Origin of the sequence: Mesorhizobium sp. M1143, from assembly GCF_040318435.1 — a bacterium.
Classification (GTDB): Bacteria; Pseudomonadota; Alphaproteobacteria; order Rhizobiales; family Rhizobiaceae; genus Mesorhizobium.
This window is the reverse complement of record NZ_JAMYMJ010000042.1, coordinates 25,664-51,588: the sequence shown is the minus strand read 5'-3', so window position 1 is coordinate 51,588 and position 25,925 is coordinate 25,664. Positions and strand designations below refer to the sequence as shown.

Here is a 25,925-nt window from a genome sequence, read left to right as displayed (position 1 = left end):
CCCCCCCCCCACCCCCCCCCCGCCCCCCCCCCCCCCGCCGCCCCCCCCGCCCCCCCCGCCCCCCCCGGGCCGCCGCCCCGCCCCCCCCCCCCCCCCCCCCCCGGGGGGGTGCCTCGCGCCGGGTTTCAGGCGAAGAAGCCCAATCCCCTGAATCGCTTGGCGCCATCTATTCAACGAACACCTTCACGCTTGCCGCGCGTCCCACGGCGTCGATGACGGTGAGCGTTGAATAGCCGGCGCCGTCGGGCAGCCAGGTCGCGGTGCGGCGGCGGTCGATGCCGACGAGCGGCTTGCCATTGGCCAGCCAGCGGAACGGCGCGCGGCCGCCTTGCAGTTTCAGCACCAGCGGCGAGGCCTCGGCGGAATTGGTGGCGAGATCGACGCGGGCGCCGTTGGGCGGGAAAATGATCGTTGGCGCCGGTTCCGTCGGGCCTGCCTGCACCAGTCCGTCGGCGCCGGCGCCGAAGCGCCCCAATGTCACCGGCAGGTCTTCGCGCCTGGCCTTGAGGACACCGGCCGGCTGGCTGGGCAACGGGACGGCGGTGAGGCCGGAGCGGACGAAGCCCTCGAACAGGATGGGGGCGGCCGAGACATAGCCGGACAGGCCGGGCACCGCACCGGCATCGGCGCGGCCGACCCACACACCCAGCACGTAGCGGCCGTCGAAGCCGACCGACCAGGCGTCGCGATAGCCGTAGGACGTGCCGGTCTTGTAGGCGATGCCGCGCTGCAAGGCGCCCTCGGGCGGCTTCACGCCCGACAATATGTCGGTGATCTGCCAGTTCGCCTGGGCGTCGAGGATGGTGGCGGTGGTGCGCTCGGAATTGGCCGGCTCGGTGCCGTCATGCAGCGTGTTTGCCTTCCCGCCATTGGCGAGGCCGGTATAGAGCTGGACGAGATCGCGCAGCGTCACGCCGACGCCTCCGAGGCCGATGGCGAGGCCCGGCGCCTCGTTGACCGGTAGCACCGGGCTGACGCCGGCCTGGCGGAAGCGCGCCATCAGCCGTGCCGGGCCGACAGAGTCGAGCACGCGGATTGCCGGCACGTTGAGCGACAGCTGCAGCGCCTGGCGGATCGAGACATCCCCCTGATAGCCCATGTCGAAATTCTTCGGCCGGTAGCCGCCGAAATCGACCGGGCTGTCCTCGATCAGCATTTCCTGGGCCACCAGCCCCTGCTCGAAGGCGAGGCCATAGATGAACGGCTTCAGCGTCGAACCGGGCGAACGCACGATCTTGGTCATGTCGATCCAGCCGGAGCGGCTGGCGTCGAAGAAATCGGCCGAACCGACTTCGCCGAGGATGTCCCCGGTGCGGGCATCGGCCATCACCATGGCGACGGAGAGGCGCGGCCCAAGTTTGATCGCGGCATCGCGCGCCACCTGCTCCAGTCCTTGCTGGACGCTTTTGCGGATCGTCAGCTGCAGCGGCTTGCCGGGGACGGCCTTGGGCAGCATGGCGTAGGCGGCGTGTGGCGCCAGCGCTGGCAATTTGCGGCGCAGGCCCGAGACATCGTCTAGTGCGGCGCGCGCGGCTTCGCGCTCGCCGAGCAGGCCAGCTGATACCATGCGGGTCAGCACGCGGTCGCGGGCGGCATGAGCGATGGTGAGATTGCGGTCGGGACGGCGCTTTTCCGGCAATTGCGGCAAGGCGACGAGCAGGGCTGCTTCCGAGACGGTCAGCCGCTTCGGCTCTTTGCCGAAATAGGCGAGCGAGGCGGCACGCACGCCTTCGAGATTGCCGCCATAGGGCGCCAAGGTCAGGTAGCGTTCCAGTATCTCCTGCTTGGACAGGCGCCGCTCGATCTGGATGGCGCGCAGCATCTGCTTGATTTTCGAGCCGAGGCTGCGGCTTTCGCGGGGCTCGATCAGCCGGGCAAGCTGCATCGACAGGGTCGAGCCGCCGGAGACGATATGGCCGGTGGTGGCGAACTGGCCGGCGGCGCGCGCCAGCGCCAGCACATCGACGCCATCATGGTCCCAGAAGCGCTTGTCTTCATAGGTGACCAGCATGTCGACGAACTGCTTGTCGACCTGGTCGAGATGAGTGTCGAGCCGCCAGTAACCGTCCGGCGTGGCGAAGGCGCGCAACAGCTGGCCGTCGCGGTCCTGGACCTCGGTGGAGACGGTGAGCCTTCCGGGCAGCGGCGGCGGAAAAGCGCGGTCGAGTTCCCAGAGAGAAGCGGCAGCGATCGCCGCAAAGCCGACGAGGGAGGCGGCGGCGATGCCTGTTCGACGGAGAAATTTTCTGGAGAGCATGGTGGTGCCCTTCATCCGCCTGCCGGCTCCTTCTCTCCGCATAGCGGGGAGAAGGAGATGGTCGCGGACATCGGCGTGTTCATCTTCGTCAAGGCGCCTTACGGCGCCTTGATCTCCATCATGCCGGTGGCGGTGCGGGCCGAATATTGCGGCCGGTACATGTCCTCCACCGTGGCCGCCGGATGGGCGTAGGTGCCCGGCGTCACCGCACGCACGACATAGGCCAGCATGATGTTGCGGTCGCCATCGCCGTCATTGGGATTGAATGCCGCGACGAAACGGTCGTCGCGGAATTCGAGATGGGCTGCGTCCGTTTGCGCCAGCCAGGTGAAGTTCGACAATTGGGCGCTGGAGACAAGGCCCGGATTGTCGATCTCGAAGCCGGCCGGCAACAGGTCGGTGATCAGCAGGCGCGAAGGCCAGCGGTTCTGCTCGTAAACCTTGAGCACGACCACGTAGCGTTCGTTCTGCGTCGCCTCGGTGACGTTGGCTTCGGTGCCATCGAGCTTGTAGTAGGTGCGGTCGATGGTGAAGCCGTCGCCGCCGGCCGGCAAGGGCTCTACCGGCGAGGCGACCGTGGTGACGACCGCCTGCAGCGGCGTGGCGCCGGTGTTGGCGATGGTCAGCGGGCTGTCGGCAATGCCGGTGCCGCTGAGGTGGTTGGAATACCCACCGGCATGAGGCGCGCCGTTGACCGAGAGCGTGATCGAGTCGTTGCCCGACTTCAGCGCGCGGGCCGCCAGAAGCATCCAGGACTCGTCCTGCGTGCTGGTCCAGCGGGCATCGGCGCGTTCCCTTGCCACCAGCCGGATCAGCTCCGGCACGATGGTCGGCACCGGCTTCGATTCGGCGGCGAGCGCCAGGATCGCGGCGCCATCACGCAGCCGCGAGCCATAGTCGGACCGGTAGTAGTCGTATTCGGTGGTCGACTTGGCCAGCTGCAGCGCCGTCTGGAAGGTTGCTTCCGAACGCTGCGCGTCGCCGTAGAGCGCCAGGCTCGCCGCCAACTGGGCGACGGCCATCGGGCTCGAGAAGGCTTCGAGCTTGGTGTCGGCGTAGTAGCGCAGATCGCCGACCGAGGCCTTCTTGTTGCGGGCCAGAACATAGAGCGCGTAGGCGATTTCGCTGCCGCGATCCTGGACGTCCTGGTCGTAACCGACCGAGTTTTGCAGATTGCTCAGCGCCTGGCTCATCGCCAGGGCCGGCACGTCGTAGTTCTGCTCGCGCGCCCGGGTCAGGAAGTCGGTGACGTAAGAGTCGAGCCACAGATCGCCGGAGCCCGGACCCCACAGGCCGAAGCTGCCGGCCGAAGCCTGGTAGCTCAGCACCTTGTAGATGGCCGCCTGGACGCGGTCGTGCAGTTCGGGATCGCTTTGCATGCCGACGCCGGACGCCAGATCGTTGACGTAGAGAAGCGGCATGGCGCGGCTGGTGGTCTGCTCGGCGCAACCATAGGGGTAGCGGTCGAGCGTCATCAGCAGCGACGGCACGTCGAAGGCCGCAGCCTGCGAAACGCCGACGCTGATCGAGGCGCCGTCGAGCAGGCTTGCCGCGAGCAGCTCCTTGTCGACGCGCAGCGAGCCGCCATTGCCCTTGAGGTCGACGACCAGACGGGTGGTGACCGGCAATTGCGCCGGACGCACCGGAACATACAGCGTCTGCTCGACGGAGGTGCCGTCGCCATGGGCGAGCTTGATGGTGATCGAGGCATTGCCCGCCGTCTGTGCAATCAGCGGCACGGTCAGCGTCTGGCGCTTGCCCTTGGCCAGCGTCAGCTTTTCGGGGAAGGGCTTGTCGCCGGTCGAGAGGTCGCCGGTCGTGGCGATCGACAGGGCATAGTCGCCCTCCGGACCGTCGGTGTCGGCGACGTCGAGCCGCATGATAGCTGCATCTCCAGGCGCCAGGAAGCGGGGCAGGCCGGCGGTGATCACCACCGGATCGCGCACAATGACATCGGTCGTGGCATGGCCGACGGCCTCCTTGGTCCAGGCGACGGCCATGACGCGCACGGTGCCGTTGAACTGCGGGATGTCGAAGTCGATCCTTGCCTTGCCGTCGGCGTCGAGCTGGACCGGGCCGGAGAAGAAGGCGACCAGCTTTTCGGTCGGGGGACTGCCTTGCGGCTGCATCGAGGCGCCGTCGCCACCGGTCCTGAGCTTGCCGGTGGTGCCGAGCGAGCCGTCGATGAGACGGCCATAGATGTCGCGGACTTCAAGCCCGAGCATGCGCTGGCCGAAATACCAGCCCTCCGGATCCGGCGCCTTGTAGTTGGTGAGGTTCAAAATGCCGACATCGACGGCAGCGACCGTGACATAGGCATTGCTGCCCGGTGCTACGCCGGCGACCGAAACCGGGATCGACAGCTGCTGGCGCGGCATCGTCTTGTCCGGCGGCGTCAGGGTAACCGCGAGCTTTTTCGAGCCCGGGTCGACCGTCAGCCATTTTACGCCGATGGCGCGCGCCGGCATGCGGGTTTCCTGCGCATCGCCGGGCCGGAGCAGGGTTGCGGTGATGTAGGCGCCGGCGCCCCAGTCGTCACCGACCGGGATGTCGACCGTGCTGCCGCCGGCCGGCACGGTTGCCGTGACGGTCTTGAGCAGCTTGTCGGCGCCGATGGTGACCAGCAGTTCGCCGGCAAAATGCGGCGACACCTTCAGCTTGGCCACGTCGCCGACGGCATAGCTGTCCTTGTCGAGAGCGATCTCGAGCCCATCAGGCGTTTCGGTGGAGGTCGAGGAGACATACCAGCCGGCGTCGAACTCATAGCTGGTCGCCGGGCCCTCGGGATCGGCAGTCTCGATCTCGAGCCGGTACTGGCCCCAGTCGACCGGCATCGTCACGGTCGCCTCGGCATCGGCGCTGAGATCGACCTGGCCGTTGGCGATCGACTTGGTGAAGGTGACCGGTTCGTAGTTCCACGAGTTGTTGTTGCGGTACCACTGGTAATTGCGTTCGACCTTGACCAGCGACCACTGTGCGCCCTTCAGCGTCTCGCGCTTGCCGTCGGGGTCGACCGCGATGAGGCTGAACTTGGCGGTGCCGCCCTGCGGCACCTCATTGTCGGCGAAATCCGGACGAATGCCGATCATGTGGCCTTGCGGGCGGATGCCGATGTTGAGCGAGCGTTCGATGGCGCGGCCGCCGGTTTCACGCATGCGAACCGTGACCTTGGCGTCGACCAGCTTGGTGGTCGCGGGCAACTGGTCGACCGTGACCGGGAAGGTCGCCTTGCCGTCGTCGCCGACCACCGGCAGACCGGTGAACGGGGTGACCGAAGGCTCGGCCGACTGCTCGTCGGCAAGGCCGAACGAATAGCCGGCGAAACGGTCCCAGTCGCGCGCCGTCGACAGCGTCAGCTCGCCTTCGAGCGCGAGGCCGGCGGCCGGCGCGCCATAGAGGAAGCGGCCGTCAATGTCGATGTTGGCGGTTTCGCCCTGGGCGATCTCCTGCTTGTCGGACTTCATGTCGAACTCGATGCGATCCGGCACGAAGTCTTCGACCAGGAACATCTGGCTGGAAACGGCCGCCTGCTTGGGATCGGTATAGATCGACACCGTCCAGGTGCCGCGCATGGCGTTGGCTTCCAGCGGCAGGTCGACGGCATAGCCGCCGGCCGAGACGCCATCGGCAACGATGCGGCGGTTCTCGACGCCGTCGGGACGGGTGAAGATGAAGGTCAGCGGCAGGTTTTCCACCGCTTTGGAGGCGCCGTCGCGGGCAAGGGCTGCGACATGCACATCCTCGCCGGCGCGGTAGATGCCGCGTTCGGTCCAGGCATAGACATCGAGCGCGCCCGGTGCGGCGCGTCCGGCGACGCCGCGATCGGACAAATCGAAGCCGGCGCGGCCCATGTCGAGGAAGACGAAATCGTTGTCGCCCTGCTTGGCCATCAGAACGGCCGGCACCATGCCGCCGTCGCCGCGCGTCAGGCCGGGGTTGAAGACAGCATGGCCTTCGGCGTCCGACGTGGCTGTGCCGAGGATTTCATTGTTCCTGGCCAGCAGCGTCAGTTCGGCGCCGGCGATCGGCTTGGCGGTTCCGAGCGAGCGGGCAAAGACATTGAGGCCATCCTGGCCGGTATAGGTCGACAGGCCGATGTCGGAGACGACGAACCACTGCGTGGCAAGCGAATTGTAATTGTCCTCGTCATTCTCGTTTACCGCTTGCGCGGTCAGCACGTAGACGCCGGGCTTGCGCTGCGGCAAGGCTTCGTCGACCGGGAACGACGTCGTGACGTCCTTGTTGAGGTCGTTGGCGATATCGAGCTGGCCCTGCCAGACCGGCTCACCCATCTGGTCGGAAATGCTGGAGATATCATAGCTGTCGAGCTGCTTCAGGAACTGATAGCCGGACAGAAGCTGCGCCAGCGAACGATCCCCGATGCGGTAGAGCTTCATCTGCGCGGTGTTCATGTTGACGGTGACGACCGGGATGCCGCGGCGGGCGCCGGCGGGCAGCACGAAGCTGTCGCCGGTGAAGCGGGCGGACGGCGCACGGTCCTGCACATAGATCGACAGCACGACCGGAGCGGCGGTGACCTCGCCAATGGCGGCCGGCAGACCGGCGCGGAAGGTCACTTCGTAATGTTGGCCGTGCTCCAGGCCTTCGACGCAGATCTGCTTGTCCTTGGCCTCGATGCCCTTGGGCGGCTGGTTGTCGACGGTGACGAACTGGGCGTAGTCGACGCCGGTCTTGACCAGCTCCTCGGAAAACTGCGCGCAAATGCGCGGCGCGCTGGTGTCGGCGTCGATCGAGTGATCGATGACGCGGAAGCCCTTGCGGGCCTTGAGATCCTCATATTCGGCCTTGACCGCCGGCGAACTGACCAGCGCGAGGCTGGCTTCATAAGCCTGCAGGGCTGGACGGTAGAGATCGCGGCGGTCGAGGCCGTTGCCGAGCAGCGCCAGCACTTCGGCGCGGGTCTTGGTAGTGCGCAGCAATTTGTAGGCGTTGATGGCGGCGGAGGTGCCTTTGACCGGCAGATTGTAGGATTCGGAGGTGCCGCTGGCCGGCTGTATGGCAAGCGTTTCACGCGCCAGACCGAGCCAAAGCTGGCCGTCGTCAGGCAGGACCGAGACCGCGGCCTCGTATTTGTTCATGGCCTGGCCATGGTCGCCGGTCAGTGCAGCCTGTTCGGCGGCGGCGCGGAGTGATTCCAGCCCGTCGGTCGGCTTGTCATAGGCCGGATCGGTCAGCTTGTTGCGGTATTGCTGGGCCTGGTCGGCCATCCAGTTGGGGAAGAAGGCGAGTTCCGGCGGGGCGCCGATATCGGGGTCGCCATCGACATTGACGACCTTGCCCGCGACCGCGCCGCTGAAGGGTTTCAACTGGTTATAGTCGGATTTTAGGAAGCACCATTTGGCCTTGTTGTTGTAAGTAAAGGCGCGGCAGGCGGGGTCGCCGAGGCATGTCGTCTTGCACTGATCGAGGCTGACATTCTGGTCCGATCTGAGATCGAAGCCGAAATAGTCGGAATTATTTGAGGTCACCACCCGGCGGGCTTCGGCCGCTTGCGCTACAGACCCCCAGGCGAAAATGAGAAGAATCAAGATCGACAGACCACGAGCCGCCGCGCGCATCGCCATAACACCCTCCAGACACTGCTACGTCCGCGGCATGTTCAAGCTTCAGTCAAGCTTGTCAACACGAGGACGGGCAGGTTTCCGCCCGCCAACGGTTCCCAAACCGGCCAATGACCGGTATGCCGATAGTTCATCCACGGGAAAGGGATCACGCTTTCTTGCGAAAACGCAGAAGGTGTGAATTCCAAGCCCTGCCTATTTCAGACAATTGGATTGTGGCCCCTTTACGAGCGCTTCAAAACTTCATTCCAATTTTAGTTTTGTAACCTAGGTTGTCCTGATGCCGGCGTATGAAGCGCAGATGTCGAAGGTAAGTGCGCCACGGCGCACGCTTTCGCGCGCGCTGATTGTGGCGTTGGCGTGCTCGACCGTGCTCGTTGCCGAATCGGGGTCGGCGGCCGCCTTCGAGCTCTTCGGCATCAAATTGTGGGGCTCTTCGAATGACGAGGACGCCGATATCGTCGACCCGCTGCGCTATGCGGTGACCATCGAAGCGCCCGATGCCGACAAGGACTTGGTTAAGAAGCTCGAAAACGCCTCGTCGCTGAAATCCGACGAGGACCGCCCGGTTTCCGGCTCGCTCGGCCTTTTGGCCAAGGCGCGTAGCGACCGCGAACAGCTGGTCGCCGCGCTTTATGCCGACGCCCGTTATGAAGGCGTCGTCACCATCACCATCCAGGGCAAGGCGCTGGACGATTTGCCGCCCGATGCCGAATTTACGGGTCCGCAGCCGATCCCGGTGGTGATCAGCATCTCGAGCGGGCCCAAATTCACGCTCGGCAATATTCGGCTGGAGGGCGATGCCGCCGGGCTGGCGAGCGCCGATTTCGGCCTGATAGCCGGCGGCGATGCCGGCTCGGGCGCCGTGCTCAAGGCCGAGGCGCTGATCGTGCGGGCGCTGAAGCAGGAGGGCCGGCCGCTGGCCCGGATCACCGACAGGCAGGTCGTGGCCGAGCACACCACCTCGACGCTAGACGTGACGCTGACGGTGGCCGCCGGGCCGGTTGCCGGTTATGGCGACACCACCGTCGATGGCACCGAGAAGGTCAATCGCGAGTTCACTGAATATATGACCGGGCTGAAACGCGGCCGGCAATATTCGCCCGACGAGATCGACGATGCCCGCGACCGGCTGCTGAGGCTCGAAGTGTTCAACAGCGTGACGCTGAAGGAAGCCGACAGTCTCGACGCCGACGGCAACATTCCGATCGGCGTTCAGGTCAGCGAGCGCAAACCACGCTATTTCGGCGTCGGCGGCACTTTCTCCAACACCGAAGGGCTAGGCCTGGAAGGCTATTGGGGCCACCGAAATCTGTTCGGCCGGGCCGAAAAGCTGCGCATCGAGGGCAAGATCAGCGGCATCGGCAGCAACGATCTCAGCGAGCTCAACTACAATGCCGGCATCATGTTCGAGAAGCCGGGCGTGATCGGGCCGGCTTCGAAATTCATCGCCAGCGTCAAGACCGTCCTCGAACATCCCGATGCCTACGACCATTTCTCGGTCAAGGGCAGCACCGGCCTGTCCTATGAGATCGACAAGAAGCAGACGGTTTCGGCTGAAATCGCGCTGGACTATTCCAGGATCACCGACGCCTTCGGCAAGCACAAATACCTGATCGCCAGCATTCCGCTGCAATATGTCTATGACAACAGGGACAACCGGCTCAACCCGACCAGCGGCTTCAGGGTTCTGGCCTATGCCGAACCGAGCTACGACATTCTGAGCGGCGCCGCCTTCCTCAAGCTCAGGGGCGAGGGGTCGGCCTATCAGTCGCTCGACACGGCCTCGAAATTCGTGCTTGCCGAACGCGTCGCGCTGGGTTCGATCGTCGGCACCGGCCTTCAGAACGTTCCAGCCGACAGGCGCTTCTATTCCGGCGGTGGCGGCTCGGTGCGGGGCTATGCCTATCAGGGCATCGGACCGAAGGACATCGACAACCAGCCGATCGGCGGGCTTTCCTTCTTCGAAACATCGGTCGAAATGCGCATTGCGCTGACCGACACGATCGGCATCGTGCCGTTCGTCGACGCTGGCACTGTCTCGACCACAGCGACGCCGGACTTTTCCGACGTGAAGGTCGGCGCGGGCGTTGGCCTGCGCTACATCACGCCGTTCGGGCCGCTGCGCATCGACGCCGCCGTGCCGCTCAACCGCGACCGTGGCGACCCGCGTTTCGGCATCTATGCCGGGATCGGACAGGCGTTCTGACGATGAAGATTTTGAAACGCATCCTTCGCCTGTTTTTCTACACGCTGCTGATCGTGGCGGCGGCGGGCATCGGCGCGTTGGTCGTGCTGACCAAAACCGAGCGCGGCCGCGAAAATCTCGCCGGCATCATCTCTGACATGGCCTCGTCAGGGGACAGCAAAGTCACGGTCAGCGGCATTAACGGTATCTGGTCCGGCGCGCTGACGGTCGACCATGTCGTGCTGGAAGACCGCGAGGGCGCCTGGCTGGTGGCCCGCAAGGTGGCCGTCGACTGGTCGCCGCTGGCGCTGTTGTCGAAGAATTTCAGCGCCGACCGCATAGCGGCCGAACGGATAGAACTGGCACGGCTGCCTGTGGCGAGCACCGAGCCGAGCAAGAGCGGGTCGACCGGCCTGCCGGTTTCGCTTGATATCAGAGCGATCGATTTGCCGGAGATCGCGCTCGGCCAGCAACTTGCCGGCAGCGGCATTGCCGAACTTGCGGCCAAGGGATCGGCCAAGGTCGATGCGTCGCCGCTGGCGATCCAGACGGTGCTCAACGTTACCCGCCATGACGGCAAGCAAGGCAATGTCGACGCCAACATCCACTTCGCGCCGGATGAAAACAAGCTCGACCTCGATCTCAAGGCTTCCGAGCCGGCCGGCGGCATCATCGCCAACCTGCTCAAGCTACCCGGCGCGCCGCCGGTCAACATCGTCGTCTCGGGCACCGGGCCGCTGGCCAACTGGAGCGGCATCGGCACCTTCATGGTCGACGGTCAGATCGTTACCCAGCTCACCGGCCGGCACCAGCTCACCGACAAGGGCAACCGGATCGAGGCCAAGGGCGACGGTTCGTTCGAAGGCTTCCTGCCGGAACGGTTCAAGTCGCTGTTTGCCGGCAAGACCAGCTTCGACCTAGCCGGCACCGCGACCGCGGCCGGCGGCGTCGACATCGAGCGCGCTGCGATCGAGAGCGACGCAGTTCATGGTACCGCTGCCGGCATGGTCGAGCCCAAGGGCGCCAGCGACCTTTCGGTCGAACTCGTGGCCAAAGCCAAGCCGGTCACGGTCAATGTCGGTACCCAGGCGCAGCCGATCATGGTGGCCATCAACAATGTGACCGCGCGCGCCTTCGGTGACGGCAAGGCGCCGATGATTGACGCCAGCGCTTCACTGGTCTCGGTGGTGGCGGGCGGCTCTCAGGTGAACAATCTGGATGCGAAGATCCATTCCGACGGTTTCGACATCGAGAGCCGCAGCGGCCCGGTCAGTGTAAGTCTGGCGGCCGCCGGGCTGAAGACCGACGTGGCGACGCTGGCGCCGCTGATCACCGGCAAGCTGACGGCCTCTCTTGCCGGTTCGATCAGCAGGGACGAGATTTCGCTCGACGAAGGCACGCTGCGCAGCGATGCTCTCAATGCCGGGCTGACGGCTAAGGTGACGCTGGCCGATCTCGCCATGACGCTGAAGATGAATGCCGATGCTGTGTCGACGGCGCTGCCGCCGCAGATCAGTTCGCTGCTTGGCGAACGGGTCAAATTCTCGGCGACCGCGACGCGCGATCCGCAGGGCTCTTTCGCCGCCAACTCGATCGAACTCACTTCCGGTTCGCTGAGCGCCAGCGGCACCGCCAGCGCGCAAGGCAGCGATATCCAGGCCGACATCAAGGGCAAGCTCGGCGACGTCTCGGTGCTGTCTTCGCTGGTCGGCGTGCCGATCGCCGGCGGGGTCGATTTCGCGCTGACGGCAAGCGGCGCGCGCAACGCACCGGATTTCTCGGTTTCGGCCGACAGTGCCAGCCTGACGGCCTCCGGCCGCACCGTCAAGGACATCAAGCTGACCGCATCGGGCAAGGCCGACATTGTGAGCCCGGCCGCAGATGTCTCGCTGACCGGCGCGGTCGACGAACAGCCGCTCGCCATCAAGGCGGCGCTGGTGACGAGCGACGGCAAGCGCTCCATCAAGGGGCTCAGCGTAGCGCTGGGCGACAACAAGGTGTCGGGCGACCTCGCGCTCGATGAAAAATTCCTGCCGCTGGGGACGCTGACGATCTCCGCCCCCGACATCGCGCCGCTGGCGTCGCTGGCCGGGCAGACGGTGGCCGGCGATATCGGCGGCACCGTGGTGTTCTCCAAAGACGGCGAGGCGCCCACCGTCACCATCAATGCAGCCAGCGTGTCGATCGCGCGCGGTGATGTGGCAGCCAAGGCAGTCACCGTCAGCGCACTGATCGCCAACTATCTCAACAGCCCTGCGATCTCCGGCACGATCAAGGCCGACAGCGTGACCTCGGGAACGACCGTCGTCAGCGGCATCGGCGTCGACCTCAAGCGTGACGGCGACTGGACGAATTTCACCGGCGGCGCAACCATATCAGGCATTCCGGCGACAGCTGCCGGGCGGGCGAAGATTGCCGGCGGCGCGACCAGCGTCGAGATCGCGTCCGGCGAGGCGACGGTGCGCGGCATCAAGGTGGCGATCGCCGAGCCGTCGAGCCTGACCATTGCCGATGGCATAACCAACATTCAAAGGCTGGTAGTCGATCTCGGCGGCGGCTCGGTGACGCTGTCGGGCACGGCGGGCCAGACGCTCGATCTGGCGGCGACCTTCTCGGCGCTGCCGGCTGCGCTTGCCAATGGCTTTTCACCCGGCCTCGATGCCGGGGGCACGCTCGACGGCACGGCGCAAATCACCGGGCCATCGGCAAATCCCGACATCCACTTCGATGCAAAGCTGGCCGGCGCCGAGACCAGCCAGACCCGTCAGGCCGGGCTCGGGCCGCTCGATGTCGATGCGGCCGGCAGCTATTCCGCGGCCGGCGGCGTCGTGCTCGACCAGGCGACGCTTTCGGGTGAGAAAATCTCCGGCAAGGCGGCCGGCACCCTCAACCCGAACGGCGCCAGCGATTTCGCGCTCGACCTGACCTCTTCCGGTCCGAGCCTGCCGCTGGCGTTCGGCAGCGTGGAAGGCCCGATCAAGCTCGAACTGCAGGCGCTGTCCGTGAAGGCGGCGGGGCAGGCTGCGCAAGCCAAGCTCGATATCTCGGCGGTGTTGCCGTCGGTGGCGACGAATTTCACCAAGGTCGAGGGCATCTCGCTGGCGCTGCATTCCGACGCGTTCGATGTGAGAAGCCGCACCGGTCCGATCTCGGGCACGGTGACGGCGGACAAGATCGGTCTGGACAATCCGACCATCGCACCGCTGATCGCCGGCAAAGTCACCGCCAAGGTCGCGGGCAGCCTGGCGGCCGATGCGATCACCATCGACAGCGGCTCGGTGCAGGGCGATGCGCTGGGCAGCGCCTTCAATGGCCGTGTCGGCTTTGCCGATGGAGCAATCGACCTCAACCTCGACGCCGACGTGCTGTCGGCGGCGTTGCCGGCGGCGGCGCGCAGCGTGCTGGCAGAGCGCACGCAGCTCAGCGCCACGCTGAAGCGGGATGTCAATGGCAATGTCAGCGCCAATCCGGTCACGCTGGCGTCGGGCGCACTGACCGCGGACGGTCAGGCCAGCCTCGCCGACAACAAGCTTAGCGCAGATATCAAGGGTGCACTGGCCGACATCTCGCTGTTGTCGAAAGATGCCAAAGGCGCGATCAGCTTTGCACTCAACGCGCAGGGGCCCAGCCTGGCGCCGGACCTGTCGCTGACGGTCAACAGCGACCGCCTGCTGGTGGCGGAACGCGAAATCACCGGGTTGAAGCTGACCGCCACCGGCAAGGCCGATGCCGCCAATCCGGCGGCCAATGTGCAACTGACCGGCAATGTCGCTGGACAGGCGCTGCAAGGCAGCGCGGTGCTGGCGACGGCGGACGGCAAGAGCGCCATCAACGGACTGCTGTTGTCACTCGGCAAGAACAGGATTTCCGGCGACCTTGCGCTCGACGAGGCTTTCGTGCCGGTCGGCACCATCGCGCTCGACCTGCCGGATATCGGGCCGCTGGCGGCGCTGGCGCTGGAAAAGGCCGAAGGCGATGTGCGCGGCACGATTGCATTCTCCAAGACCGCGGATGGCCCGAACGTCGCGGTCAAGGCTGCGACCGCTTCGATCACGCGCGGCGACCTGCAGGCGAAGACGGTGTCAATCGATGCGCTGGTCGCCAACTATCTCGCCGCGCCGGTCATCTCGGGCAAAATTCGCGCCGACAGCGTTATTTCCGGCGGCACCGCCATCAGCGGCATCGATGTCGATTTGAAGCGCGACGGCGAATGGACCGGGTTTTCCGGCGGCGCCACCGTCAAGGGCATTCCGGCGAAGGCTGCGGGCAGGATAAAGGTGGCTGGCGGCACCACCACCATCGAACTCGCTTCCGGCCAGGCCACGGTGCAGGGCATCAAGGCGGCCATCGCCCAGGCCTCGACCGTCAGCATCGCCAACGGCACCACGACGCTGGACAAGCTGGTGCTCAATCTCGGTGGCGGCACGGCGACGGTGACCGGCAAGGTCGGGCAGGCACTCGACATCAGTGCCGCGCTGTCGAAGGTGCCGGCTTCGCTGGCCAACAGTTTTTCGCCGGGCCTCCAGGCCGCCGGTTCGATTTCAGGAACAGTCAAGGTAACCGGCGCGCCGGGCAATCCGACTGTCGCTTTCGATATCGATGCTGGTGGGGTGCAGACCTCGCAGACGCGCAGCGCCGGCCTTGGCGGCATGAATATCTCTTCGTCGGGAACATTCGCCGGCAAGAAGCTCACCTTCAACGCTGACATCAGCGACGGCGCCGGGCTTGGCCTCAAGGGCGGCGGTACGGTGACGACGGCCGGCACACCAGCGCTGGTGCTCGACTTCAACGGCAAGGTGCCATTTTCCTTCCTGGCCGCCAAGCTTGCGGCGCAAGGGCTGTCGCTCAGCGGTACCGCCAACGTCAATATCCAGATGCGCGGCCCGGCGGCGTCGCCGGTGATCGGCGGCACGGTCAGCACGTCGGGCGCCCGCCTGGTCGACGCGCGTTCCGGCCTTGCCGTCAACGACATTGCCGCCGACATTTCGATCGGCAACGGCGTTGCCCGGATCAACCGGCTGACCGGCACGCTGTCGACACGCGGCAGCCTGTCGGCCTCCGGCACCCTCGGCATCAATCCGGCGCAAGGTTTCCCAGCCGATTTGTCGATCAAGCTGGTTGACGGCCGCTATACCGACGGCAGGGTGGTGACAGCCAATCTCGGCGGCGACCTGACCATCAAGGGGCCGCTCACCTCGGCGCCGGTGATTTCGGGCACCGTCAACCTGGCCAAGACCGTCATCACCGTTCCCGATAAGCTGCCGGGCTCGCTGGCAGCGCTCGGTGTCAAGCACAAGAACGCGCCCGCCTCCGTGCGGGCGCAGGACAAGGCCTTGCGACCGGCGGCGGCCAGCGGGGGTGGCGGCAGTGGACTTGTCCTCGACGTCACGGTCAATGCGCCGAACCAGATCTTCATCCAGGGCAGGGGTGTCGATGCCGAGTTCGGCGGTTCGCTGAGGCTGACCGGCCCGGCGGCTTCGCCGCAGGCGGTCGGCACCTTCACTTTGCAGCGTGGGCGGCTGTCGATCCTCGGCAAGCGGCTGACCTTTACCGAAGGCACGGTCGGCTTTTCGGGCTCGCTGGTGCCCTACCTCAACTTGACCGCGACATCGACCACGACCAGCGCCACCGTCACCATCGTCGTCTCGGGCGAAGCGACCAATCCGAAATTCGACTTCTCATCGGTGCCGGCGCTGCCCGAGGACGAGGTGCTGGCGCAGCTGATTTTCGGCCGCTCTATGTCGAACCTGTCGCCGCTGCAGATCGCGCAGCTGGCCGAGGCCGCCGGCCCACTGGCCGGCGTCGGCGGCTCGACCGCGCTGCTCGAAAACCTGCGCAGTGCAATCGGCGTCGACGACCTGGATGTGACCACCGATGACCAGGGCGGGACGGCCGTGTCTGCGGGCAAGTATCTCAATGACCGCACCTATGTGACGATCCAGAAAGGCGACAGGCCAGGATCGGGCAAGGCGACGATCGACCTCAATGTCGGGCGCGGCGTCAAGCTGCGTGGCGAGGCTAACGATGGCGGCGAGGCCAAGGGCGGCATATTCTACGAAAAGGAATATTGAGTTCCTGGCCCTTACCGCCGCCGGAACTGGCGCTGTCTCAACCCGCCCAAATGTATCAGTTACTCGCCTAAGCAGATTCCGGCGGAATCTGGGCGCGCTAGCACTTTTGCGCCAAGTCTGTCGTTATCACGCGAACCGCTCCCTTTTCAAAGTTGCACATTCCCTAACAGGTTCCGTAGCCATGCCGTCTTTGACATCACGGCAGGGATGCGGAATGTTAAAAGGCGGAAAGCCAACAATGGGAGTTAAGGTATGACAAATTACAAGAGTAATGGCGATCGCGTTCCCGATCACATCCTGGCCATGGCCGAAGAAGCCAAGGCAGGCAAAGTCGATCGCCGCGAGTTCCTCGCCATGGCCAGCGTGTTCGGCGCGTCGACTGCGATGGCCTACGGCATGCTCGGCGTAGCCGTGCCGACCCAAGCCAGGGCCGAAGAGGTGCAGGGCAAGAAGGGCGGCATCCTGAAAGTCGCGCAATGGGTCAAGGATCCCAAGGATCCACGCAAGGCCGACTGGTCGGAAATCGCCAATGCCGAGCGCCAGGCGCTTGAGCCGCTGGTCAAGTACACCAGCGAATACACGTTCCGCCCGTACCTTCTGGAGAGCTGGGAGGTCAACGACGACGCCACCGAGTACACGCTGCATGTGCGCAAGGGTGTGACCTGGTCGAATGGCGATGCCTTCACCGCCGATGACGTCATCTTCAATCTCAAGCGCTGGGCCGACAAGAAGGCCGAGGGCAATTCGATGCCTGGCCGTCTCGGCACGCTGGTCAAGGACGACAAACTCGACGAAAGCGCCGTGACCAAGGTTGACGACCACACCGTCAAGCTGAAGCTCGGCAAGGCCGACATCGCGCTCATTCCGAACATGTGCGACTATCCCGGCCTCATCGTGCACAAGAGCTTCGACGAGAAGGGCGGCGACTTCAAAGCCTGCCCGATCGGTACCGGCCCGTTCGAGCTCGTCTCCTACGATGTCGGCCAGAAGGTGGTCTACAAGCGCCGCGAGGACAACAAGTGGTGGGACGGCGAGGTGTTCCTCGACGGCATCGAATTCGTCGACTACGGCACCGATCCGGCAGCCATGGTCAGTGCCTTCGAGGCCGGCGAAGTCCATACCAATTTCGAGACCTCGGCCGACTATGTGTCGATCCTCGACGGACTGGACCTGGTCAAGTCCGAAATCGTCACCGCCTCGACCATCGTGTGCCGCACCAACATCAACAACAAGCCTTACGGCGATCAGAAGGTGCGTAACGCGCTGCAATTGGCGGTCGACAACAATGTCGTCCTGCAGCTTGGCTACGGAAATGCCGGCACGGTGGCTGAAAACCACCATGTCTGCCAAATCCACCCGGAATATTACGAGCTGCCCAAAGTCGCTCGCGATCCGGCCAAGGCCAAGGCGCTGATGGCGGAAGCCGGCCAGGCCGACTTCGAGCACGAGCTGATCACGGTCGACGAAGACTGGCACAAGAATACCGGCGACGCCATCGCCGCGCAGATGCGCGACGCCGGCCTCAAGGTAAAGCGCACGGTGCTGCCGGGCTCGACGTTCTGGAACGACTGGACCAAGTATCCGCTGTCGATGACCAACTGGAACATGCGCCCGCTCGGCGTTCAGGTTCTGGCGATCGGCTACCGCACCGGCGAGGCGTGGAACGAGTCGGCCTATTCCAACCCCGAATGGGATGCCAAGCTCAATGCAGCATTGGCCGTTGCCGATGCGGCCAAGCGCAAGGAGATGATGAAGGACATCGAGCAGATCCTGCAGGATTCCGGCATCATGATCCAGCCATACTGGCGCAAGCTCTACAGCCACTCGGTCAAGGCGGTGCAGAATTACAAGATGCATCCGACCTTCGAGCGCGACTACGGCAAGGTCTGGCTCGACCAGGCGTGATCGGAACGTCAGGGAAGGGGCGCTTCGCTCCTTCCCGTCACGCCTCGCTTGGTCCAGAACCGGAAGCCGCCGCAGCAAAAAGTTGCGGACTCTCCTGAAAGACCGTTCAATAAAACTGGGTTGATTGCATCCGAGTGCCGATTTGACGGCCAACTCTGCCGGCAACGGCAAAGCTGGTTTTTCGAACTGGCTCCAACCCCAACCAGACCGGCAGGGGACCGCCATGCTTTCTTTCGTAATCCGGCGTCTCGGCACCATGGCATTGACGATGCTGTGCCTGACGATGATCGTCTTCTTCCTGATCAACCTCGAGCCGAATTTGAAGAAGCTGGCGATCAGCCAGACCGAAATGCACACATCGGCCGAACAGCTCGAAAGCTGGCTGGTCAACCATGGCTACCGGCAGAACTTCTTCGTGCGCTACGGGCAATGGCTGGGCGTCGTCCCGAAGCAACCGGTGACCGATCCGGCGACCGGCAAGCCGACGCAGCGTTTCTCCTTCTGCAACGATCCGCTGGAGCCGAAATTCTCCGGCATCCTGGAAGGTGATTTCGGCTGCTCGACGAAGTTCAAAACCTCCGTTGCGTCAAAGCTCTTCCCCGCACTCGCCGCCACCGGCATTCTGATGCTCTGCGTGCTGTTGGTGATGGTACCGATTTCGCTGCTGATCGGCATCCTGGCCGGCATGCGCGAGGGCTCGCGAACGGACCGAACGCTGTCCGTCGCCTCGATCGCGTCGACGGCGACGCCCGAATATGTGTCCGGCGTCATCTTCACCGTCATCTTCGCCTCCTGGCTCGGCTGGCTGAACGGTTCGGCCGCCTCGGCAAGCCAGGGCATCACCTTCTACAATTTCACCCTGCCGGTGATGACGCTGGCGATCTACGGCATCGGCTACATCGCCCGCATGACGCGCGCCTCGATGGTCGAGGTGATGACGCAGCAATATATCCGCACCGCCCGGCTGAAGGGGCTTTCCTTCGGCAGCGTCGTCGTCAAGCACGCGCTGCGTAATGCGCTGATCGCGCCGTTCACCGTCATCATGCTGCAATTTCCCTGGCTGCTTACCGGCGTCGTCATCGTCGAGGTGATGTTCCGCTACCAGGGCTTTGGCTACACGCTGGTCGAAGCCGCCGGCAACAACGACATCGATCTGCTGCTTGGCTGTTCACTGGTCTCGGTGTTCATCGTGCTGATCACGCAGCTCATCTCGGATGTCGGCTACGCGTTCCTCAATCCGCGTATCAGAGTTCAATAGGGGGCTGGGGCAGATGCAGGTCGAATATATCGGTGCCTTCAATGTCGTGCTCGGCGTGATTGGGCGTTTCTGGCCGGTCTGGTTAGGGCTTGCCCTGGTGATGGGAGCCAGCTTCGCCTACAAGAAAAGGCTCGGCCTCTACGGCCAGCTGTTCGATAGCGGCGTCGGCATAGTGGGTGTCGGCATCTGCCTGTTCTGGCTGTTCACGGCAATCTTCGCGTCGACCGTCGCGCCCTTCGATCCGCTCGCCCAGGTGCCGATCATGAAGGATGCGCTGCCGGGCGCGCTCGAGCCGGTATCGAAACTCATCTACTATTTCGGCGGCGACAAGCTCGCCCGCGATGTCTTTTCGCGCATGGTCTATGGCAGCCAGATCGTGCTGATCATCGCACCGGCTGCGACCGGTTTCGCGCTGATGGTCGGCATTACGCTCGGTCTGCCCGCCGGCTACTATGGCGGCCGGATCGACACCGTGCTGTCCTTCCTGGCCAATCTGGTGCTGGCCTTCCCGGTGATCCTGCTGTTCTACCTGCTGGTGACGCCGGGCATCATGGATACGCCGATCCCATACGCCATGGCCGGGCTGTTCTTCCTGTTCCCGATCATCTTCTTTTCGGTGCTGTTCTGGACCCGCTACAAGAACCGGCCGGACCGCCTCTATATATTGCTCGGGCTGACGCTGATCATCGGCGGCTGGGTCTATGCCGGCCTGGTGTTCGACGCCGATCCGTTCAAGATCATCCACATCGATCCCAACCAGCTCAACATCTTCGTGGCGGTGGTGTTCGCCTCCAGCCCCGGCGTATTCCGCATCGTGCGCGGCCTGGTGATGGACATCAAGACGCGCGACTATGTGGCGGCGGCGCAGACGCGCGGTGAATCGCCCTGGTACATCATGCTGTGGGAGATCCTGCCCAATGCGCGCGGGCCGCTGATCGTCGATGCCTGCCTGCGCATCGGCTACACCACGATCCTGCTCGGCACGCTCGGCTATTTCGGGCTGGGCCTGGCGCCGGAGAGCCCGGACTGGGGCACCGCAATCAAGGACGCCAGCCGCCTGCTGCGCTCCTTCATCCACCCGGCGCTGCCGCCGACGATCGCGCTGATGTCGTTCGTGCTGGGCTTGAACCTGCTTGCCGACTCGCTGCGCGAACAATCGATGAAAGACTGATCTGCGGGTTTCGGCCCGCGAGCATGAAAATAGGATTGGAGCGACCCATGAATGAGGCAGTTCGAAATCCCGGCAACCCGACCCTTGGGCCAAGCGCTGCGCCGATCATCGAGATCGAGAACCTGTCGATCTCCTTCTTCACCCGCAAGGGCGAGATCCCCGCCGTCATGGACTTTTCCTGCACGGTGATGCCGGGCGAAGCCATGGGCATCGTCGGCGAGTCCGGCTGCGGCAAGTCGACCGTGTCGCTCGGCATCATGCGCGACCTCTCCAACATCGGAAAGATCGTCGGCGGCAAGATCAAGTTCCAGGGCAAGGACATGGGCGAGCTGTCCGACGAGGAGTTGCGCTCCATCCGCGGCAACAAGATCGCCATGATCTACCAGGAGCCGATGGCGAGCCTCAATCCGGCGATGAAGGTCGGCCAGCAATTGATGGAAGTGCCGCTGATCCACGACAAGGTGTCGAAGGAAGAGGCTTACAAAAGGGCGCTCGAAATGGTGCGCTCGGTGAGATTGCCCGATCCCGAACGCATGATGCGTTCCTATCCGCACCAGCTGTCCGGCGGCCAGCAGCAGCGCATCGTCATTGCCATGGCGCTGCTGTCGAAGCCGGCGCTGCTTCTGCTCGATGAACCGACGACGGCGCTCGACGTGACGGTGGAGGCCGGCATCGTCGAACTGGTCAAGGGGCTGGGCGAGAAGTTCGGCACGTCGATGATCTTCGTGTCGCACAATCTGGGCCTCATCCTCGAGACCTGCGACCGCATCACGGTGATGTATTCGGGCGAAGCGGTCGAGACCGGCAAGATCAAGGACGTGTTCGACCGGATGCGCCATCCCTATACGCAAGGGCTGTTCCGCTCGATTCCGCTGCCGGGCGCCGACAAGAATTCGCGGCCGCTGATCTCTATCCCCGGCCAGTTGCCGCTGCCGCATGAGCGGCCCAAGGGCTGCAATTTCGGCCCGCGCTGCCACCATTTCGTTGAGGGCGTCTGCAATGCCGCCGAAATCCCGATGATCGAGGTCGCCGGTCACGAAGGGCATTTCTCGCGCTGCGTGCGCTTCAACGAGATCGACTGGGAAGCGCTGCCTCCCGGCGCCAAGAAGGTCAATGAGAAGGTCGTGCCCGGCGCGCCGGTGCTCAAGATCGAGGATTTGAGAAAATACTACAAGGTCGGCGGCAGCGAAGTGTTCGGCTCCAGCGAAGGCCGCGTGGTCAAGGCCAATGAGACGATCTCGTTCATGGCGCGCGAATCCGAGACCGTCGCCATCGTCGGCGAGTCCGGCTGCGGAAAGTCGACACTGGCCAAGGTCCTGCTGGGGCTGGAGACGGCAAGTGCCGGCACAGTGACGCTGGGCAACAAGGAGATCCAGTCGACCGGCATCGAGAAGCGCAGCGTCGAAACGGTGTCGTCGATCCAGATGGTGTTCCAGAACCCGTTCGATACACTCAATCCCAGCCACTCCGTCGGTTCGCAGATCATCCGCACGCTGGAAAAATTCAAAGTCGGCAACAATGTCGCCGAGCGGCGCAAGCGCATGCTGGAGCTGCTCGACCTGGTGAAGCTGCCGCGGGCCTTCGAGACGCGCAAGCCGCGTCAGCTCTCAGGCGGCCAGAAGCAGCGCATCGGCGTGGCGCGTGCCTTTGCCGGCGATGCCAAGGTGGTGGTGGCCGACGAGCCGGTGTCGGCACTCGACGTCTCGGTGCAGGCGGCGGTGACCGAGCTGCTGATGGACATCCAGCGCAAGAACAAGACGACGATGCTGTTCATCAGCCACGATCTGTCCGTCGTGCGCTACATCGCCGACCGCGTCGTCGTCATGTATCTCGGCTACATCGTCGAGCAGGGCACGACCGACCAGATCTTCGCGCCACCCTATCACCCCTACACAGAGGCGCTGCTGTCGGCTATCCCGATCGCCGACACCAGCGTGGTCAAACGGCACATCGTGCTCGAAGGCGATATCCCGTCGGCGATGAACCCGCCGAGCGGCTGCCCGTTCCAGACGCGCTGCGGCTACAAGAAACTGGTGCCGGACAATCTGTGCGAGACCAAGGTGCCGCCGGTGAAGCATCTCGGCGATGGCCATATGAGCCTGTGCTGGCTGTCGGACGATGTGCTGGCGACGATGGAGCCCGTGATCAAGTTCGACAGGGAACACGCAGCGCATGAGGGCGTGCCGGAAGACGCACCGGATGGGATCGGCCCCGGTTTCGCCGGCGAACCGCCGAAGCGCCCGCATGGCAAGAAGCCGAGCTGACCAGCCATAGAGGCAATGCCGCTCGTTGGCGCATTGCCGCAGCGTCGCCATAGCTCAAGGAACGACAGCTACGTTCGCTTGAATATTGCTGTCCATTGCATTATGTGATGCGTGATGTTTGATGCGCGATAGGGAGCATATTGTGAGAACCACACTTGCAATCGATGACGATGTCCTACTTGCGGCCAAGGCCATTGCGCGGCAGCAGGATCGCAGCGTTGGCGATGTCATTTCCGATCTGGCTCGCCGCTCACTGCGCAGGCCACCGACCGGCGGTGAACGCAACGGCATCCCCTTGCTTGCATCGCGGCCCGACGGCCCGATGGTCGATCTCGAAATGGTCAATGCGCTTCGCGACGAATTGGCGTGACCTTCCTGCTCGACGTCAATGTGTTGATTGCGTTGATCGATCCGGCTCACGTCGCGCATGAAGATGCCCATCGGTGGTTCCAATCCACCGGGCATTTATCATGGGCAACATGTCCCATTACCGAGAATGGCGTCATCAGGATTGTAAGCAACCCGAAATACCCCAATTCTCCGGGTTCGCCCGCCGTGGTGGCGCAGATTGTCGGCAAGCTGCATGCCCTTTCAGGACATCAGTTCTGGCCTGACGAGATCAGCCTTGTCGGTTCCAACGACATCGATGCAGCCAGGATCCTCACCCCGGCACAGGTAACGGATAGCTATCTGTTGGGACTCGCCAAGGCGCGTGACGGCCAATTGGCGACGTTTGACCGAAAGCTGTCGACGGCAGCGGTAAAGGGAGGGAGGTCGATCCTCCACCTGATCCCAAGCGAATGAATGGCTGAGTTCCGCTTCGATCGCAAACTGCGTGGCTGCAAGACCGCTTGGCAACGTCAGCTGCTGCATTGCTGCAGCTGTTCGGCATAGTCGCGGGCCATCTTTTCGGTCGCCCTGGCATAGCCCTGCACGCCGGCATCGCCACGGTTGCCGCGGCCGTAGGCGGTCCAGCCGAGATAGTAGGCGAGATAGAGATTGTAGGTGTCGTTGCGGGCGACGCCGAACGTGTCTGATGTCTTGGAATGATACCAGCCGACGAAATCGACGGCATCGGCAAACTTGGTCCGCCGCGCCGCCCAGCTGCCGGTTTCGCTCTGATATTGCGACCAGGTGCCGTCGAGCGCCTGCGAGAAACCGGTGGCCGACGAGACATGTTTCCACGGAATGAAGCCGAGCAGTTTGGTACGCGGCGGCCTGGCATTGCTCTTGAAACCGGATTCCTTGCGCACCGTCGCCATCAGCACGGGGACAGGGACGCCGTATTTCTGCGAGGCGCGCTCGGCGGCCGACTGCCAGTTGTCGAACCAGCCGTCGTTCTGGTCGAAGACGGCGCAGACATTGTTGATATGGTTGGGCGGCGTCGCGCAGGCCGGCAAAGCCAGCAGCACGCCAACCGCTACAATTTTACTCAAACTCGAACTACGCATTGGAAAACGAATAGGCCGAAATCATAAAGGGAATCTTGCGGTGTTTGTTAACGGCTTGCCGGCCTGGCTGCGCTCGGTGGGCCTGTATCATTATTCCGACCTTTCGCGTCGCCTTTATCTCCATCAGAATTCAAAAATGCCGCCTTGGATAAAATCACGCCCGCGAAGGGCGGATTTCTGACAGCGATATCCGGATGCCGGCGCTCTGATGCCAGGCATGAATGAACCAAGACGAAAGCGCGGCGCGGAGCGAACCAGCAACCGGGGGCCCGCCGCCATCCCGCAACTTCCACTGCGGCGGGTGACCAATCCCTATCCGCCGATGGCGATGCTCTCAGTCGACCAGGTCGAAGCGATCCACCAGGCGTCGATGCACATTCTGGAAAATTTCGGCATCGAGGTGATGTCTCAGCGGGCGCTGGCGCTGTTCGAGAAGGCGGGCGCAAAAGTCGACCATGCGACCGCGAATGTCCGCATCGACCGGGGCCTTGTCGCCGAGGCGCTGAAGACCACGCAGTCCAGCTATCGGCTGACGCCGCGCAACCCCGCCAACACCATTCATCTCGGCGGCAACACGATCAATTTCACCCTCGTCGCCGGGCCGCCCAATGTGCACGACATGGAGCGCGGCCGGCGCGCTGGAAACTTGCACGACTATGCCGATCTGACCCGGCTGGCGCAGCATTTCAACTGCATCCACATGCTCGGCAACCAGGTCTGCGCGCCGGTGGAACTGCCGGCCAACACCAGGCACATGGATACCTATTTCACCAACCTGACGCTGACCGACAAATCGTTCCATGTCTCGGCGATCGGACGAGGCCGGGCGCTGGACGGCATCGAGATGATGGCAATCGCGCGCGGGCTGACGCTGGACGAGATGCGCGATGATCCCGGCATTGCCACCATCATCTCGGTCAACTCGCCGCGGCGTTTCGACGAGATGATGGCCGAAGGGCTGATGACCATGGCTGAGTTCGGCCAGTCGGTGGCGGTGACGCCGTTCACGCTAATGGGCGCGATGAGCCCGGTGACGCTCGCCGGCGCCCTGGCGCAGCAGAATGCCGAGGCGCTGTTCGGCGTGGTGCTGACGCAACTGGTGCGCCCCGGCGCGCCAGTGATGTACGGCGCCTTCACCTCCAACGTCGACATGAAGTCGGGCGCGCCGGCCTTCGGAACGCCGGAGAACACCAAGGCCAACATCGCCTCGGGGCAATTGGCGCGGCGCTACAACCTGCCCTACCGCACCACACCGGGGTCGGCATCGAATGCGGCGGACGCGCAAGGCGCCTACGAGACGCTGATGGCGCTGTGGGGCGCTGTGCTCGGCCACGGCAACCTCGTCTATCATGCCGCCGGCTGGCAGGAGGGCGGGCTGACGGCATCGTTCGAAAAGCTCATCATCGATGTCGAGATGATCCAGCACATGATGGAATTCCTGCGCCCGATCGTCGTCGACGAGGCGGAGCTTGCTGTCGAGGCGCTGGGCGCGGTGCCGACCGGCGGCCATTTCTTCGGCGAACCGCACACGCTGGAACGCTATGCCACGGCCTTCTACCAGCCGATGCTGTCCAACTGGCAGAATTACGAGGCCTGGCAGGAAGCCGGCGGCCTCGACACCACGGCGCGCGCGACGCGGCTGTGGAAGAAGGCGCTGGAAGATTATGTCGAGCCGGTAATGGATATCGCCGTGCGCGAGGCGCTGGAGGCGTATGTGGCCAGGCGCAAGGAAGCGATCGGGCAGGGCGAGCCGTGACTTTTTCAGCGTCGGCGCGCGG

Annotated in this window: 12 protein-coding genes; 9 read left to right on the top strand and 3 right to left on the bottom strand. The window is 64.2% G+C overall.

Annotated features, from left to right (window positions below; translation table 11 throughout):
• Window positions 1-166 precede the first annotated feature (166 nt).
• Together pbpC and NKH35_RS23565 are read right to left on the bottom strand one after the other, a co-directional pair.
• Window positions 167-2,272: a penicillin-binding protein 1C gene (gene pbpC, locus NKH35_RS23570; RefSeq protein WP_352916607.1), complete on the bottom strand. Its 2,106-nt coding sequence runs from the start codon at window positions 2,270-2,272 to the stop codon at window positions 167-169.
• An 83-nt stretch (window positions 2,273-2,355) separates the two neighbouring features.
• On the bottom strand, window positions 2,356-7,842 hold the full coding sequence (locus tag NKH35_RS23565) for an alpha-2-macroglobulin family protein (RefSeq protein ID WP_352916605.1): 5,487 nt from the start codon (window positions 7,840-7,842) through the stop codon (window positions 2,356-2,358).
• Between the two features lie 277 nt (window positions 7,843-8,119).
• On the opposite strand from NKH35_RS23565, the gene NKH35_RS23560 reads away from it, so the two are divergent.
• From NKH35_RS23560 to NKH35_RS23525, 8 genes are all read left to right on the top strand, one after another.
• Window positions 8,120-10,048 (top strand): autotransporter assembly complex protein TamA, encoded by a 1,929-nt coding sequence (locus NKH35_RS23560; protein ID WP_023746958.1) that lies wholly within the window; start codon window positions 8,120-8,122, stop codon window positions 10,046-10,048.
• A gap of 2 nt (window positions 10,049-10,050) precedes the next feature.
• Window positions 10,051-16,098 carry a translocation/assembly module TamB domain-containing protein gene (locus NKH35_RS23555; RefSeq protein WP_352916603.1) on the top strand — a complete coding sequence of 2,016 codons (6,048 nt, stop codon included), beginning with the start codon at window positions 10,051-10,053 and terminating at the stop codon, window positions 16,096-16,098.
• A gap of 252 nt (window positions 16,099-16,350) precedes the next feature.
• The gene (locus NKH35_RS23550; protein WP_023668187.1) at window positions 16,351-18,003 is read left to right on the top strand and encodes an ABC transporter substrate-binding protein; all 1,653 of its coding nucleotides are present in this window, start codon (window positions 16,351-16,353) and stop codon (window positions 18,001-18,003) included.
• A 223-nt stretch (window positions 18,004-18,226) separates the two neighbouring features.
• Window positions 18,227-19,261, top strand: a complete 1,035-nt coding sequence (locus tag NKH35_RS23545) for an ABC transporter permease (RefSeq protein ID WP_023668188.1) — start codon at window positions 18,227-18,229, stop codon at window positions 19,259-19,261.
• 13 nt (window positions 19,262-19,274) lie between these two features.
• Complete coding sequence (locus NKH35_RS23540; protein WP_023668189.1) at window positions 19,275-20,432, top strand: ABC transporter permease; 1,158 nt, start codon at window positions 19,275-19,277, stop codon at window positions 20,430-20,432.
• A gap of 47 nt (window positions 20,433-20,479) precedes the next feature.
• Window positions 20,480-22,696: a dipeptide ABC transporter ATP-binding protein gene (locus tag NKH35_RS23535; RefSeq protein WP_023729392.1), complete on the top strand. Its 2,217-nt coding sequence runs from the start codon at window positions 20,480-20,482 to the stop codon at window positions 22,694-22,696.
• A 142-nt stretch (window positions 22,697-22,838) separates the two neighbouring features.
• Window positions 22,839-23,066, top strand: coding sequence for a CopG family transcriptional regulator (locus NKH35_RS23530; RefSeq protein WP_352916601.1), 228 nt, complete (start codon window positions 22,839-22,841; stop codon window positions 23,064-23,066).
• The gene (locus NKH35_RS23525; protein WP_023682204.1) at window positions 23,063-23,500 is read left to right on the top strand and encodes a TA system VapC family ribonuclease toxin; all 438 of its coding nucleotides are present in this window, start codon (window positions 23,063-23,065) and stop codon (window positions 23,498-23,500) included. The genes NKH35_RS23530 and NKH35_RS23525 overlap by 4 nt, the downstream gene beginning before the upstream one ends.
• Before the next feature lie 56 nt (window positions 23,501-23,556).
• Here the strand turns inward: NKH35_RS23525 and NKH35_RS23520 are convergent, their stop codons facing one another.
• The gene (locus NKH35_RS23520) at window positions 23,557-24,147 is read right to left on the bottom strand and encodes a transglycosylase SLT domain-containing protein (protein WP_352916599.1); all 591 of its coding nucleotides are present in this window, start codon (window positions 24,145-24,147) and stop codon (window positions 23,557-23,559) included.
• 217 nt (window positions 24,148-24,364) lie between these two features.
• Between NKH35_RS23520 and NKH35_RS23515 the strand changes: the two genes are divergently transcribed.
• The gene (locus NKH35_RS23515; RefSeq protein WP_352513516.1) at window positions 24,365-25,903 is read left to right on the top strand and encodes a trimethylamine methyltransferase family protein; all 1,539 of its coding nucleotides are present in this window, start codon (window positions 24,365-24,367) and stop codon (window positions 25,901-25,903) included.
• Window positions 25,904-25,925 lie beyond the last annotated feature (22 nt).